This is a genomic window from Dyadobacter fanqingshengii (assembly GCF_023822005.2).
Taxonomy (GTDB): Bacteria; Bacteroidota; Bacteroidia; order Cytophagales; family Spirosomataceae; genus Dyadobacter; species Dyadobacter fanqingshengii.
In genome coordinates, this window is record NZ_CP098806.1 from 5,351,889 (window position 1) to 5,367,777 (window position 15,889).

The window sequence follows — 15,889 nt, forward strand, 5'->3', positions numbered from 1 at the left end:
CTTCGAAAAAGCCATGCCCGTCTACATTAATCTCTGCTCTTTTGGATCAGATTCAGCTGTCTCGTTGTCAGCTCGTTTTTCATCCTTCTAGCCAGGAAAAACTCACTTTCAAAAAGTTTGACCAGCATATCCCTTTTTGCATAGAGTCGGTCGCGTTCGGTTTCAGCAGTGCTTTGCTCGCGGAGGATCTGCCATTTTTTAACCCGTAACTGGTCAATGTCCTCTTGCAACGTCTGGCATTCTGTCTCCCAGTTGTAGTTGTTGTCAGCAAATTCCTGGCTGTCTCTTTTAATGCTGAGCCAGGCCTTTGTGTCATTCCATAAAACCGTAATGTTGCTTAGCAAAAGCTTTCCTGCGAACATAAAAAGAAAGAAAACGAACACAAACAGCGCAAATGCCTGCCACCAGCTCTGGTGCGTGATCACGTTTGCAAACACGAATAATGCAGCTGCAAACGGAAGCCCGATCTCTTCCAGCAGCGACTTCCACGTCACGCGCGACTCGGTGTCGTGAAAAAGGGAGATTTTACCAAACAGGCTGAACATTCCCGCGAGGAACACGCCCAGCGCGATCCATGAATTGTCCGCGAAAACAGGTTTTAAAGATTCCCGGATCAGGAAAAAGTTACCGATGCACATGGCAATGCAAAGGCTTATGCCGATCAATGTACGAGGCAAATGATGCTCGCGCTCGGCGTTATTAACCGTGTTTTTCAGTTTGTCCTTTAATTCCTCAATCCGGTTATTTTTCTGCCCGATAAAAAGGTTAAGTTCCTGAATGCGTTCATTATGCTGTTCAATGCTGGCGATATATCCGGCTGCCAGATTGGAGAAATATTTCTGGATAATGTCCGTCTTTTCATGCGGATCGGATTCCGAAAGACCAAATAGCACGCCTTCATCGCGCAATGTATCTTCGTCTTCCAGCCAATAAGGAATGGTGACTTCCACTTTCTGTATTTCGGGGGTTTCAGCAACTGATGGTTGAGGCAAATGCACCGGAGCGACTGGCGCGGCCGGGACCATATTAGAGCGGGTCTCTGACACCGGTGAAACGGAGTTACGGGCAGTATAATAATCGGAGGGGGCGGTTGGAGCTGTTTCGTTTTCAACAGGCTCTTCATCATAGTATTGGTCCGCATCGGATGCGTTGGGGCGGAACCAGTTCGCAATCAGTTCAGTCAATTTTGCCATAGTTTTTCATGGGTTAACCTGCGATTATCCATGAAAACAGAGAAAATTGCTACATTATTGTGATGACCGGATATTAAAAAACGTAAGTTCCTCGTAATTAGGACATTTCAAACATCTTCTGTAAAGCCTGCCATAATTTTTTCTTTAAGTTACGGTCGGCTTCGATGACGGGCAAAGTGTCAGTCAGCAGGAACCAGACGCCGTCGACCAGTTTGGGCGTGTAAGGCATGAGTAACAGGTCCAAATGCAGCTTAATTAGCGGGACGCCGAAGGTGATGAAGAAATTGGTTTTCTTTTCTGATAAAACTTTTCGCGCATCGGCACCTTTCAGAAAGCTGTAATTCACAATGTCCGCTTTCTCTACTGAATGACCAACTGCTTTCAAAATGTTATCCAGAAATATTGACTCAGAAGCAGCCATATCTTTCTGTTTGGCCGCGTCGATAAGGATTAGGATACTATGCAGCAATGTAGGAAAATCGCCGGAAGGCAATGTTGGCGCGGGGGCAATGGCCGGGGTTTGAGCGACGGGCTTTGCAACAATCGGCGGAGTTGCAGCAACTACGGCAACAGGTTCTGGCTCTTGAACGATTTCAGGATCTTTAACAATTTCAGGTGTGCTGACGATCGGCTCTTCCAAAACTTCATGCACAACACTTCCTCCAACCCGGAACAATGTTTCGTTTTGATATAAAATCTGAAAAAGCGCTGATGATGAGGACATTTGTTTCTAAATCGTGTTTACAATTGGCCAAAAAAAGTAGGGGACTGGCTCCAAATTCCCAGTTTTTGTTTTTTAGCCTGAATTTCAAGATTGGAATATTCCTGACTTTTGGAATACTTTTTAAAATGCACTGCCAGCCCGGCCTTAACCAATTCCTTATTTAAAATCCGGCCATTCGGAAGCACAACTTCACCCAGTAACCGACCATATCTATCAAAATTACCGGCGTGTCTGATCTGGACCGTTTTGCGAAAACATTGCTGACTTGTATACTGCTTTGCCACTTTATAATAGGGCCTTCCTCGTTCCGGGCAATTCACATGCAAAAGCCTGATCCTGATTGGCTTCCCCATTCTTTGTCCTGCTTTTTTGCCGGCAAAAAGGAATTTCAATTCAATCGTGTCGCCATCCTGGATCCCGATAACCTCTGCTTTTAAAGGATTTGGTAAATCGTAATGTTGCTGGATACTGCCATTTTGAAGGCGACTTGCATTGTCATTATTAAAAGACGAAAGCGCGAGGATAACTGTCAGCGCAATCAGGAAATTGAATTTTACTTTACTCACTGTTACTCTACTCACTTTTACTGTTCTTCAAGCTTGTACCACTTAATGTCGTTGAGGGGCTTCCTGCGGGCGGCTTTTGCCGTAGGAGCATAATGTTTTTCCAGATAATCCAGCACCTGTTTTTCTGTTTCGCCCAGGTCCCAAAGGTTATGATTGGCCTGCATCCAGCGAATTTTCTGTTTCCATCCGTCTCTGGTAAAACGGTTGGCAATGATGAGCTTGGACGAATGGCAACTTATACATTGCGCCTTCACCATATACAGGTTTTGGTCTGTTACCAGGCCGGTTTCTTTGTCGGTTTTTGCTGTGTCCAACGACATGCTGACACCACCAGCACTGTTTCCAACACGCGTTTCGGAGCGAAAAGCAGTTGAAATCAACCCTATAAAAAGGAAAAGTGTAAGCAGCAGGGACAGATTTTTATTTTTGATCAAATGCATTACAAGGATTTTTTCTATCATTAACCTACTTTAACCGCGATCCTTTCGCAAGCATTGTTCAGATAACCGCCTGGATTCCATGCTGGAATGACCATGGGCTGCGCATTTCCTTTGTCGTCGGTTGCTTTTGCCCAAACTTCATAATAACCCTTCGAGGGAAATTTTACTTTCACATTCCAATGCTGCCATGCCAGCCGGTTCGCGGGTGCTTCCAGCTTGCAATCTTTCCAGGTTGCGCCGAAATCAATGGAAACTTCCATTTTTTTAATTGCGCGGTCGCCTGCCCAGGCATGTCCGCGTAAAGCCAACTCAGCATCCGGAGCGATCATGGCGCCCGATTTTGGAAAAGTAATGAGCGATTTCACGGGCATGGATTCAATGATCTTGAAATACTCATCCGTTTGCGGCACATCCTCACCGGGTGAAACGGGACTTTTAGGCATTTTATAACTGTGGCCCTCCATTTTGGCGCCGTCGTGCACTTTATTCCGAACCGAAATCCGGCTTAGCCATTTGCCCGAAACGGACGCGGGCCAGCCGCCAATGACCAACCTTAACGGATAACCGTGGAATTCGGGAATGTCCTTACCATTCAGTTGCCAGGCAATGATCGTTTCATCTTCCAATGCCTTGGATATGGGCACGCCCCGGGAAATGGATTCTTTTTTCGGGTCTTTACTCAAATGCTGGTCTTTTCCATGGTAACCAATGTAAACCGCATCGCCTGTAACGCCGACATCGGCCAGCACATCTTTCAAACGAACGCCTGTCCATTCTGCGCAGTGAACAGCGCCTTGTCCCCATTGATTTCCCGATGCCTGCGGCTGGAAACCCGAGCGGCCGTTACCGCCACATTCCAGCAAGAGTTGGTAAGTGTAAGGCTTGAATTTCTTTTTTAATTCTGCAAGCGTGTAGGTTTTCGGGGCCTTAACCGACTCACCGTCGATCGTCAGCGTCCAGGAAGCGACGTCGATTGTTTCCGGGATGAGCCCGTTATTTCTGATAAACATCTTGTCAACTGGCGTAATGCGGTCGTCGAGCAAATGGACCGGCGATTCCACATTCCAGGGTTTATCTCCCTGCACGATCATTTCCGGGCTTTTACCCTTCAATGCGTCCTTTTCATCAAATAAAAGCGGGACATAACCTTTGGGCATTTTGTTGGCAAAAACAATGTTCGTCCCCATTGCAGCAGCAAGTGCTACAAGGCTGCTTTGCTTCAAAAAGGCACGTCTGTCAGATGCAGAATTCATTACGAGGTTCAGAAATAGTTCAAAATATCAACGGTCGAATTTACGTAAACCATATTATTAAAGCACCCGATTATGCCGATTTAAGGGATATAAATAAAAAAAGAGGCTGCCGGATGGACAACCTCTTGCTTTAAGATAATAGTGTGTACTGACACTTAGAACATTACTCACTTATATAAGTGTATGTATACGTTCAACAGGAGAATCTACATTATATTTTAGGACTATGCTTTGATAAACGGACCTGCAATCGCAAGCACTGCCGCCTTGGTCAAAGGTTCATCAAATGCTTCTGTAACAGCCGCATCCGATTTTGATGCAAGACCTTTCAGGTTTACACCGCCTTGGGTCATATTGTCTTCGCCAGCATAAATTGCTGCAACTGCGCCTTCTTTTCCGGTAATCCAGCCCTTCATGGCGGGATTTGCCGTTACAGTTGCCGCCAATCTGCGAACAACAGCCGCGTGACGTGCTTCCACAGAATGGACCTGAAGCGCATATTCAAGAATCTGCGGATCAGCCTTCAATACAGTGGCTTGTCCTTTATAAGCACGAACGCCCGTATCTTCCAATGCACTTGAAACGGTTACGAACGTTTTGTAATTGGTAAAAACGTCGGCAAAAGCACCGCCATATTTAAAATCAAATGTTGGTTTTTTGATCGCCTTATCACCCAATGCTTTCACCAAGAATGCAACGTGCTGCGTTTCGTGCTTGCCAATTTGTGTGAAAATCGCTTTATCCGACGCCGGAATCAGGTTAGCAGCTGCATTGCCAGCTTTGTAAAATTCGTCTTCGAGGTATTCCAGCGTTAATGCGTAGTTCAATACTTCAACGGCTGTGGCAGATTGTGCAAATGCTTTGTTAACGATCGAGGCGAAGACAGTGGGAACTGCAACTGTTGCCAGTTTACTGCCTATCTTACTCATGAAGTGACGACGCGTAGCAAACTCAAGGCGGCCCGCTGCATCTCCGTCAATTCTTTGAAAATCATCTATTATTTTGAAAATATCCATTGTTTCTGAATCAAATTAGTTTTTAAATTATTTACCTACGTTGGCTCCTGTGATCGCATCCTTTACATAGCCTTTTACAGCGGCAAGGATATCGGCAGGTGCAACGGCTTTATCGAATCCGTCACCATTGATGATGTCATCACCAGCAAAATCAGCAGATTTTGGATTCAGCAAATCACGGATCACCGCAGCATGACGCGCTTCAACAGAAACGATCTTTCCGGCAAGCAATAAATAACCATCATCTTTGATCAGTTTACCGGCACCATTGTATGCAGCAACGCCAGTATCTTCAAACAGCTTGGCAGCGCCTAAAACTGCATCGCGTTTTGTGAAGTCAATGGTTTCAAAGTTCGGAGTAAGTCCCTTGATCGCCTTGTCAGCCAATGCAGTTTTGAAAAAATCGCGGTGAATGATTTCGTGATCGCGGATATCAGTAAGGATTGTTTTTTCCGCATCGGTCATGCCAGCATAAGGAGTGGCAATAACTTGTGTATAGAATGCAGCTTCCAATTGTTCAAGTGCGTATGCATAGTTTAATACACCTGTATCTCCTGAACCAAGGTCTACGGAGTCGCCTGTTCCGGGGATCATCGGATCCGGATCGTCATCGTTACATGCAGCAGCAATCACAATGGTTCCGAGAGATGTGGCCAATCCGGCAGAACGCAAAAATAAACGTCGGTTTACTACTGACGAGATTTCCCCCTCTTCTTTTCCGGAGTTGTTTTTTGATTTCATTAGTCTGTTCATAGCAATAAAAGGTTTCTTGACTTTCCTTTCGGTTATCGAAAAGATTTTACAGACCTACGACCTCTTATTTACTTTAGATCAGTGAACAGGAAAAGGATATGATTTTTAGAAGAGGCTTGAAAAGCAAAAAGAGCCTATTACTAGACTCCTGATGCCTTCGGACTCGCCGATACTAGAAAAATAACGTTGAGTAAATATATTTTGCAGAAGAGAGTGTCTAATAGAATCGACTTTTTTAATTCAAAACTTGTAGTTTAAATACTACAAATCTTAGTCAATGTTACTACGCAAATATAACTTATAATGTTGTTTTCCCGGATATTTTAGCCGAAAAAATTTGGATTATTTTTAAAATTCCTTGCTAATCTTCCGTGGAGGGGATTTTTGGCTATATAGCATTGTGCGGTTGACGTTTAATGCTACAACTTGTTGAAACATTGTGCACGCATAATAATATGACAGGTGATGAAACGTTTGTTAATATCTGATTATCAACTTAATTTGTGCAGCCCTGAAAGTGGCATTGTATTGCTGTTGCTGTTTCATCAAATTACCTTACACAATCAAACGATATGAAGAAATTAATACTGTCTGCCTTGTTACTGACCGTTTTGGGCGCAACAGAAATGCAGGCAAATACGACAAAAGCAGGAACAGTCGCATGGAGCGAATCGCAGGATAAAGTGGCTGTCAGACCGGATGATTTACCGGAAGCCGTTAAAAATACATTGTCAGGAGATGCTTATGCAGGCTGGCAGGTTACGAGTGCTTTTCTGATCACAAAGGAGGACAATTCCCAGTATTTCGAGATTAATGCAAAAAAGGGAGAAGAGTCTACGGTCATCAATTTGGATAAATACGGAAAGAAAGTTGATTAGGGCGTTTCCTGCTATATTTGTTGGCTCTTATTGAAAAGCCGGAGAATTCTCCGGCTTTTTGGCGTTTGTTTTTATAATTTTACATTCCCCTGCTCGTTACTTAGTAATTTATTTTTGATAATTAAAAAATCCATGGCTCACCTGCTCCTCGTTGAAGACGATACAACATTCTCAAAGCTGCTAAGCAATTTTCTTGGTAAGCATGGCCATCAGGTCAAAGTTTGTTCCAATATCAAAGAAGCGAGGGAAGCACTGAAAAATAGTGATTCCGACGAACCGTTTGAAGTGTTAATGCTGGATTATCGTCTTCCTGATGGCAATTCAGTTGATTTTTTGAAAGCGCTGAGAAGTGAAGGAAACCGTACTGCTGCATTTATCATGACCAGTTTCCACGACGTGCGTACGGCCGTTACGGCCATGCAAATCGGTGCTTTCGATTACATAACCAAACCCGTTAACCCGGAAGAACTGCTTATGGTATTAAGAGAGGCACTGAATAAAGCTGAATCTGCAGATACAAAAGCGGCTCCCAAAACTAAAACCAGCGCGAAGGGTGACAAGCAGTCGCTGGAATTTATTGAGGGGAAAAGCAAAATTTCAAAACAGCTTTACGAATACGTTCGGCTCGTGTCTCCTACGGATATGTCCGTGATCATACAGGGAGAAAGCGGGACGGGGAAGGAGCACGTTGCGAAATCCATTCATAAAATGAGCAAACGTAGTAATGGCCCGTTTGTAGCCATAGACTGCGGCTCTTTATCCAAAGAGCTGGCTGCCAGCGAGCTTTTCGGTCATAAAAAAGGTGCATTCACCGGAGCGTTACAGGATAAGATCGGGCAGTTTGAGGCGGCTGACGGCGGAACATTATTCCTGGACGAGATCGGTAACCTGGGTTATGATGTGCAGATCAAGCTCTTACGTGCGCTGCAGGAACGCATCATTGTGCCGATAGGCGCAACGCAGCAAATAAAGGTGGATGTACGGCTAATAGCGGCAACCAATGAGGATTTGATGGTGAATGCTGCCAATGGTGATTTCCGTGATGATCTTTATCATAGATTGAATGAATTTAAAATAGAAGTGCCGCCGCTCCGAAAAAGAGGGGAGGACCTGGGCATATTTATTCATCATTTTGTAGAAAGAGCGAACGAAGAACTGGGTCGGAATGTGCGGGAGTTGTCCAAGGAAGTAATGGACGTTTTCCACAAATACGACTGGCCGGGAAACCTGCGTGAGCTCAATAATGTGATTAAACGCCTCGTATTGTTGTCAAAAGAAGAAGTCGCAACATTAAATGCTTTGCCTGCTGAAATGATCACAGCTATGGAAGATCAGCAGAAACCAGCCGGCTCCGACCTGAAAGCGTTGCAGGAAACGCACGAAAAGGAAATGATAGAAAAGGTTTTGCAGGAAGTGCGTTACAATAAGAGCAAGGCAGCAAAATTGTTAAACATTGACAGGAAAACACTTTACTACAAAATAGAAAAGTATCATATTGAGTAAGCAAGGGCTCTTTCTTCTACTTGCTCAATCACAATTGCAGCGTTTTTCACCACCTGTTGCATTTCGGATTTAGAAACTTGTGAAGGGTCCTCACGCAAAGTGATATCAAAAAGCCGGAATTTTGCGGAAAGCTCTCGCGCACCGATCTGACCTGTGCGGCCTGCCATTCGGTGCATAAGTTCCTGCACTTTCTCGAATTCATTGTTTTGTAAGTGAATGTCGAGATCGCTCACATCCTTTCTTGAATCCTTCACAAACTGATCCAGAATCTCCCTGAGCAGGCTTTCATCGCCGAAAGTCATTTCATTTAAGGTCGAAAAATCCAGCTCGGTGTCAGGGTTTGTGGCCGTAATGCTGACAGGAAGTTCAGATTTTGAGGACGAAGCTTCCAGTAATTCCAATAGTTCGTTGGAATGAAAAGGTTTCATCAAATAGCCGTCGAAACCCATTCCCAGCAACCCTTTTCGCTCTTCGGGAAGCGCCTGTGCGGTTAATACAAAGAATTTGGTTTGCTCAGATGCAGATTGGCGGAGACGTTTGCAAAGCTCTGCGCCATTCATTCCCGGCATCCGCATATCTGTCAATACAAACCTGACCTGCGGGTCCCAGGGCCTGCTTAAGACCTCTTCTGCTGACGAGAAACAAGTATGCGGAATTCCGTTCATCTCCAGAACAGACGCACACCATTTAAGGATGAATGCATCATCATCAACCAGCCAGACTTTCCCGGCAACATCATAATTTCTTTCGTGTGTTTCCTCTGGCACTATTTCCAGTGTTTCAGCTTTTTCCATACGGGTGGTTACAAAAAAAGTCGTGCCTTTACCCAGGGTGCTTTTGACTTTAATGTTACCCGACATGCCTTCTACCAGGGCTTTTACAATGCTGAGTCCTAGTCCGGTGCCGCCGTATTTGCGTGAGATGGAAGGATCGGCCTGCTCAAATTGGTTAAAAACGCGTTGAACTTGTTCGGGCGACAAGCCAATGCCCGTATCTGAGATCTGAAACTCAATTTCCAGATCGCTGTCGCTCTCAAAACCGGTCACTTGCAAAACCACTTCACCTGTTTCGGTGAACTTAATAGCATTCGTAAGCAAGTTGTAAAGGATCTGGCGCAGCCGGAACGGGTCTCCATTCAAATATAATTTCGTTGAAAGGCTGTTTTCAAGTTTCAGTAAAAGCCCTTTTGATGTCGCCGTGGGCCGCAGCATCTGGATCACTTCGTTGAGCAGCGGCGTAATGGCAAATGTCCTTTCTTCAAATGTAAATCGATCGGAGATAATGCGGCTGTAATCCAGCACTTCATTTACCAGGTGCAAAAGGTGTTCCGAGGCGGAATGTAATGTTTCCAGGTCCTGCTTTTTGGGTTTTTCCGACTTCTTTAATGCCTCCGTGTAACCGATAATGGATTGCAGCGGCGTGCGGATCTCATGGCTCATATTAGATAAAAACCGCTGTTTGGCCATGCTATGGTATTCCGCCTCTTCTTTTGCCTCTTCGAGCTGGCTGCGATATTCGTTGCTCTTGGTAATGTCTGTAAAAATGAGATAGGCAAGCATGGCCGTCAGAAAAAAGAAGCCAAGCATAATGTATTCCAGTGTGTTAATACTGCCTGTCACAATGTTTTTGGAGCGCGAACCTTCCAAATTGGACTCTTTCAGCACTTCGCCCTCCACTTTCTGCATCACACTCAAAAGTTGCTGAACCAGCGAATTGCCCGCCGCCGCAAGTTCCTGTTCCCTATCCACGAAACTGGTGGTCCGGATCTTCTGTGATTTCTCGATGGCGTGCACCGCTTCCCCCACTTTTTCAATGGTGCTGTCCTCTTGCGCAACGGTTATTGTATCCACCTGCACATTCACTTCCTGCTTCTGAACCACCTTCGCAGGTGTTGGGGGCGCATTTTTTCGGGCTTTTTTCGATCCGCCGAAAACCCGGTTGAAAAACCCTTTTTTCTCGCTGGCTTTTTGGACCGAATCGGGTAATTCGGTGTAAACGGTTGTTGTGGTGGTCCTTTTTTCTGTTTTAACAACCGTGCTGTCGGGTTTCAGCTTCGTGGTGATCAGTCCCGAAATGGTTTTTACCTCATCTTCAAGATCCTTATTGTTAACCAGTTTCGACCGCACCTTGACATATTTCCCATAAATTTTATCCCGCTCTTCCAGGAGCGTTTTCATGGAATCGATACGGATGATCTGCATATCGTCTCCGAGGCTCAGGTCGTTCAGAGAGTCCAGCGTGGCTATAAGTTCTTTGGACTGCGCCAACACCTGCTCGTTCTTTTCTTCGCCTTTTAATGTTCGTGTATTTTGTAAATGGTCAAGCTGGAGAATGTTTTTAAATATTTTATTCACCAGCCGAAGCTTATCATTTGGCGTGGACATTACTTCCAGCTTGATAAGCATATCTTCAAAAGCTTCCTTGCTGATAATCCACGATGTTCCCAAAGCGAGCGACGCCAGGAGAAAGCCAAGCAAGACTTTGCCTTTAACGGACTTTAAGAAAAACAGGTCACGAAGAGCGGACATATCGGATCAATAGTATGCAATGTCTTTAACGAATTTTCAATCGCAAAAGGTGCAATTCAGCTGCATCTGTCTGATTTAGAATGTGAATATAACTAAAAAAGGCTGCCCCTCATATTTGGGCAGCCTTTCCGGGTGTATTCAGAAATCATCCCGCAGCAGCGAAATGTTGATAATTATTTAGCAAGAGAATTGATCCACGAAGCGATCTTCATCGCATCAGCTTTCGACACCTGCGGCATAGGAGGCATTGGTGTTGCATAATCCGGCCAGTTTTCAGGCTTAGGGTGATAAATCAGGTCTACGATCTTGTCATTGCTGTATTTGCGCTTTGCAACATCCAGGTAAGATGGCCCAACCACCTTCTTTTCAGCAGCATGGCAAGCCAGACATGTATTTTTTTCCAGAAGCGGTTTTACTTCCGCGAAAGTGGGCACTTTGCCGGCGTTATCCGTCGTTGCTTTGCCCTTTCCGTCCGGAGAAACGTGCTCTTTTTCAGGCGCAGCCACCGAAGCGGCAGTTTTTCCTGATCTCGCTGTTTTCAAATCCGAAACTTTCAGTTTCTCCCCATCAGGAATGTTGTTCAAAGTATAATAAGCATCCGTGTGAACAAGCGACCAGCTGTTTGTAGCAGCCCGAACGCCTTCCAGCTGGATCTTATGCACGTAGTATTGCCGCATGCCATCCAAAACGATCCTTACTTTTTTGGCATCATCAGAAACTTTCACACCAACGACTTTTACAGTCTCTGTATTGATCGGAGGACTTCCGTAAACAGGATAATGTTTGTACAAATAGCTGCTCACATTATAAGAATCAAGATCTTCTGCTGATTTGCGGTCAACCGGCATGGTGAATTCGATTTCAAAACCGTCTGGCTGCGCTTTTACAGTATACATTTCAAATGGCATTTTACCATTCCAAACCAAACGCTGCAATCCCTGGTTAGCATCTCCTGCCGAACCCCATCCGCGGTTTGTTTCACCCACGAACATGGAACCGTCCTTATCAAATGCCAGACGCAGAACGCCCGACTGGAAACCGCTGCGGAAACCAATGCTCGCGCCTTGGTATTCCCCTTTTACTTTTTCCAAAACAATACGCATAATGTTGCTTTGTCCCTGGTCACCCACGAAAACCTGTCCCGTAAATGGTCCGAAATTGCCCTGCGTGTTGTCCAAAATCAGCTCTGAAGTAGAAACGCCGTGCACACCATAAGGAAGCCAAACAGCCGGAAGCTGCACCATATCGTATTTTTCTTTCAATTGATAAAGAAACTGAGGCGTCTCATTACCCGTGTTTTCTGGTTTGATCGCGCGGCCTTTATCGTCTTTGTTCTGGCGGTTGTCGCGCTCAGCGAAAAATTGCTTTTCAGTCAGCTTAACAGGAGAGTTTGCTGCCCATTTCAAACCAGCCGGGTGTCCCATGAAACTTCCTTTTTTAACCTGAAAAATTCCACCGGTTCCCATCCAGTCACCCTGGTTGTCTGTATAAAACAGTTCACCGTTTAACATGCTGATCCCCGCAGGAGAGCGCACGCCTGTTGCGTATGGTTCGTATTTTCCATCATTGGTAATGTGGAAAATCCAGCCACGGCCTGGCACACGGCTTTCGCCTCTCCACCATTCTTCGTCGCCAAAAGCGACGTTACCACTCACAAAAAAGCTTCCGTCCGGTGCCAGTTTTGGACCAAAAGAATATTCATGATAATGTCCGGATAATGGCCATGCGTACACAGTTTCGTAAACATCCGCTTTGCCATCCCCGTTTTTGTCAATCAGCTTGGTAAGTTCGCCGCGCTGCGCACAATACAATGCACCTTCTTTGTAGGCAAGACCCAGGATTTCATGCAAACCGGTTGCGAATTTTCTGAAATAAGGCGTCCGGCTGGTCGGATTGTCGACAATCCAAACCTCTCCACGGCGTGTAGAAATGGCCAGTGAACCATTTGGCATGGTCGTTAATCCACCCACTTCGAGGATAATTCCTTCCGGGATGGGCGGGGTGATGATCTTATAAAAGTCTTCTTCTTTCGGTGACTCCTGCGCTTGCAGCATCGACATCGTTGCCAGAAGAGCAAAGGCTATTTGAGCAATTTTTTTCATTATATATTGAATAATAGGGGATTATCAGAATAAGATCGAATATTTCACTTCACCGTTTGTAACAGGAACCAATAATTCCTGCATGCCGTCAGCGCTTCTGATCTCAGGTTTTACACTCTTATCAGCCAATTGAATGTAATACGACTTGTTATCAACCGCATAAAGTCCATCAGCCACTTTCTCAATGTTCGTTCCATCAGCCAGTCTGGCAACCAGGTCTTTTGCAGCATTATTCACTTTCACGATCCGCTCGAAATACTGATTGTTAACAACTGTAATGTAGTCAGTCACAGTTGAGCCAAAGGCCTGATACTGGAATGTAGGAACATCCTGATCATCCAGCACATAACCTTTTGGGCGGTAACCGCTGCCGGTTGTGTCGGCCTGCCATTTTCCTTTTGCAGATTTGCCCAGCAACATATCGTCACCAAGCAACGTCACGCTGCCTCTCGGACGGGAAGAACCATCGCCGCGGTCGTGCCACATCGGGGTTGCATCCAGGAATTCGCCGCGCCAAACCTGTAAAACGGTTCCTTTGTCGAGATCGTAAGTATAATGCAGGTTAGTAGGGCTTCCCACCGAAACTGCATGCACTACACGTTGTCCTTTTCCTTTGCCTTTTTTGAAATCCATGAAACTACGCGTGACCGTATTTGTTCCTGCCGAGATCAAAATAGGGTCATTGGAACCGCCTGACATGGCAGAGCTTTTGGTATGATAAGCCACTTCGCGGAAACCAGGTCCGCTCACCCACAATCCAAGAACCGGACGCATCCAGCCGTCTTTCTTATTATTGAATATTTCAATGGTATGGTCACCCGCTTTCAGGTTCACTTTTCCTTCGCGCATTTCGTTGTTGGATTTCCATTGCGCATCGATCACAAATTTGCCGTCGATCTTCACATATGAATTTCCCGACGCCTGCAATTTGAAATTATATTCACCATCAGTCGCTGCATTATAGCGTCCCGTGTACACATAAGAGTAATTATTGTTCTCTTTCAGGATCTCCCAGCTCAATGCTTCCGATTTGCCTGTTTCCGCAGCAGTCAGTTTTGAAAGATCTTCCGTTTCCGACAAAGCGCCATAATAAGTCTTGTAAGTCAGCTCCGACAACGTTCCCGGCTTTTTATCAAAATTATTGATCACAATGTTTTTGATAGCCAAAGATCCGTGGTCGCCCTGGATGCGTATCGGGCCCATAGCCACATCTTCGCCGGTGAGTGAGCCGCGTGTAGGACCGCTTACTTCCACATTTTCATGGATCGTAACGCCATTCAGAATGATTGATAAAAACACTGCATTGGAAGTTTTCTTGCCACTGGCATCAAAGCGAGGCGCCTGGTAAGAGATCTTGATGTTTTGCCACAAACCAGGTGCTTTGGCCACATTGAAACGGGGCGCATAGCCTTCGTAACCTTTTTCACCTTCTGGTTTTGAATCATTCCAGCGTTCGTAAATTCCGCCGTTATCGTTGTATTTGGCAGATTTTTTACCCCAGCTGTCGAAAAGTTGCACTTCGTAATTGCCTTGCAAGTAGATTCCTGAATTGGATCCTTTGGTCAACATGAAATCAAGCTCAATGTCCAGATCTCCGTGTTTAAAATTCGAGATCAGTTCATATTGGTTGCCATACTTTCCTTTTTCGTGTGTACACGCCAAAACGCCTTTCCCGGGTGTTGTGATGAGTACATTTTCTTTGGAAATATCAGCTGATGCATTACCGACGATCTTCCAGTTGTCGGATTTGGTTGTGAACGCGCTGAGGTCGTTAAGAGGGATAGGTTGCTGTGCATAAGCGGATTGCATAGCAAGAGCCGCAATTCCACCCGCAAAGAGTTGAAAAAAGGAACGGTTAATTTTAAACATACTTGAAGTAAGCTTATATCGGTTTTATTTTAAAATGCTGCCCGGCCATCGGTCGACGCGGGTGCAAATTACGTGATAAGAATCCAAAAAATCGCATTTAATTAGGTGAGAACCGCGTTTGTTAGTGCTTTTTACTTAATGTTGTGTTTTGATATTATTTCAATAGTTATTAGACTAAAAAGTTAATTTTTAAAATGAAAAAACTAATCCTAACCGCATTCAGCCTTGCAACGGCATTTGCTGCGCATGCTCAGTTGCAACCTGCCAAGCAAACTCCCGAATCCAGCGAATTGTGGAGCCCGGTTCCCCGTGTTGTTACGCCAGGTAAAAATTCTGCTGCTGTCTCCGGTTTTACTGCACCTTCGGATGCAATCGTTTTATTCGATGGCAAAAACCTGGATGCATGGGTTTCAGGAAAAGACGGTAAAGCGGCTGCACCCTGGACTGTTGGAGACGGAGCAATGACCGTTGCGCCGAAATCAGGAGATATTCAAACCAAACAAACTTTTGGAGATTACCAGCTGCACATTGAATGGCGTACGCCTGCGAAAGTGGAAGGAAATAGCCAGGGACGTGGAAACAGCGGTATTTTCATGCAAGGTATTTACGAATTGCAGGTTTTGGACAGCTATAACAACCCAACTTATTCCAACGGACAAGCTGGTTCTATTTATAAGCAAACCATGCCGCTTGTGAATGCAACCATAGGACCAGGCGAATGGCAAGTTTATGACGTTGTTTACACGCAGCCTCATTTCAACAAGGACGGACAAATGACCATTCCTCCTTACATTACGGTGATCCACAATGGTGTGTTGGTTCAAAATCACACGGCCATTCAGGGAACGACTCCATACGTGGGTCAGCCTACGATAGAGCCGCACGGAAAAGGCCCGATCAAATTGCAGGATCACAACAATACAACAAGCTTCCGCAACATCTGGATCCGCGAATTGTAATCGGATCGGCGACCCGGAGACAGGCGCCTAGCAAAATTCAGGAATAATAATTTAAGAAGGCTTAAACGGTTTGAAACATCGTTTAAGCCTTTTTTGTTTTCCATT

The 15,889-nt window shown here is 45.2% G+C and carries 13 protein-coding genes; 3 read left to right on the forward strand and 10 right to left on the reverse strand.

What is annotated here, in order from left to right; translation table 11 throughout:
- Positions 1-26 precede the first annotated feature (26 nt).
- The 7 genes from NFI81_RS22450 to NFI81_RS22480 all read right to left on the reverse strand — a co-directional run bounded on the left by NFI81_RS22450 (position 27) and on the right by NFI81_RS22480 (position 5,945).
- Entirely contained in the window at positions 27-1,193 is a 1,167-nt protein-coding gene (locus NFI81_RS22450; RefSeq protein WP_234615717.1) for a hypothetical protein, read from the reverse strand.
- 97 nt (positions 1,194-1,290) lie between these two features.
- Positions 1,291-1,917: a hypothetical protein gene (locus tag NFI81_RS22455; protein WP_234615718.1), complete on the reverse strand. Its 627-nt coding sequence runs from the start codon at positions 1,915-1,917 to the stop codon at positions 1,291-1,293.
- Positions 1,918-1,934: 17 nt separating this feature from the next.
- The gene (locus NFI81_RS22460; RefSeq protein ID WP_234615719.1) at positions 1,935-2,483 is read right to left on the reverse strand and encodes a thermonuclease family protein; all 549 of its coding nucleotides are present in this window, start codon (positions 2,481-2,483) and stop codon (positions 1,935-1,937) included.
- 17 nt (positions 2,484-2,500) lie between these two features.
- The gene (locus NFI81_RS22465; RefSeq protein ID WP_252176021.1) at positions 2,501-2,923 is read right to left on the reverse strand and encodes a hypothetical protein; all 423 of its coding nucleotides are present in this window, start codon (positions 2,921-2,923) and stop codon (positions 2,501-2,503) included.
- A gap of 20 nt (positions 2,924-2,943) precedes the next feature.
- Entirely contained in the window at positions 2,944-4,176 is a 1,233-nt protein-coding gene (locus NFI81_RS22470) for a sulfite oxidase (protein ID WP_234615721.1), read from the reverse strand.
- Between the two features lie 224 nt (positions 4,177-4,400).
- Positions 4,401-5,192: a ferritin-like domain-containing protein gene (locus tag NFI81_RS22475; RefSeq protein ID WP_234615722.1), complete on the reverse strand. Its 792-nt coding sequence runs from the start codon at positions 5,190-5,192 to the stop codon at positions 4,401-4,403.
- Positions 5,193-5,219: 27 nt separating this feature from the next.
- A complete protein-coding gene (locus NFI81_RS22480; RefSeq protein WP_234615723.1) occupies positions 5,220-5,945 on the reverse strand; it encodes a ferritin-like domain-containing protein in 726 nt (241 codons plus the stop codon).
- Positions 5,946-6,517: 572 nt separating this feature from the next.
- Between NFI81_RS22480 and NFI81_RS22485 the strand changes: the two genes are divergently transcribed.
- Positions 6,518-6,823 (forward strand): hypothetical protein, encoded by a 306-nt coding sequence (locus NFI81_RS22485; protein WP_234615724.1) that lies wholly within the window; start codon positions 6,518-6,520, stop codon positions 6,821-6,823.
- A gap of 132 nt (positions 6,824-6,955) precedes the next feature.
- Positions 6,956-8,326: a sigma-54-dependent transcriptional regulator gene (locus NFI81_RS22490; protein ID WP_234615725.1), complete on the forward strand. Its 1,371-nt coding sequence runs from the start codon at positions 6,956-6,958 to the stop codon at positions 8,324-8,326.
- Here the strand turns inward: NFI81_RS22490 and NFI81_RS22495 are convergent.
- From NFI81_RS22495 to NFI81_RS22505, 3 genes are all read right to left on the reverse strand, one after another.
- A complete protein-coding gene (locus tag NFI81_RS22495; protein ID WP_234615726.1) occupies positions 8,314-10,854 on the reverse strand; it encodes a hybrid sensor histidine kinase/response regulator in 2,541 nt (846 codons plus the stop codon). The two genes, NFI81_RS22490 and NFI81_RS22495, sit on opposite strands and share 13 nt — an antisense overlap.
- Before the next feature lie 173 nt (positions 10,855-11,027).
- Entirely contained in the window at positions 11,028-12,956 is a 1,929-nt protein-coding gene (locus NFI81_RS22500; protein ID WP_234615727.1) for a c-type cytochrome, read from the reverse strand.
- A 24-nt stretch (positions 12,957-12,980) separates the two neighbouring features.
- Positions 12,981-14,825 carry a 3-keto-alpha-glucoside-1,2-lyase-like domain-containing protein gene (locus NFI81_RS22505; RefSeq protein WP_234615728.1) on the reverse strand — a complete coding sequence of 615 codons (1,845 nt, stop codon included), beginning with the start codon at positions 14,823-14,825 and terminating at the stop codon, positions 12,981-12,983.
- A gap of 194 nt (positions 14,826-15,019) precedes the next feature.
- On the opposite strand from NFI81_RS22505, the gene NFI81_RS22510 reads away from it, so the two are divergent.
- Positions 15,020-15,784 (forward strand): 3-keto-disaccharide hydrolase, encoded by a 765-nt coding sequence (locus tag NFI81_RS22510; RefSeq protein WP_234615729.1) that lies wholly within the window; start codon positions 15,020-15,022, stop codon positions 15,782-15,784.
- Positions 15,785-15,889: the final 105 nt, after the last annotated feature.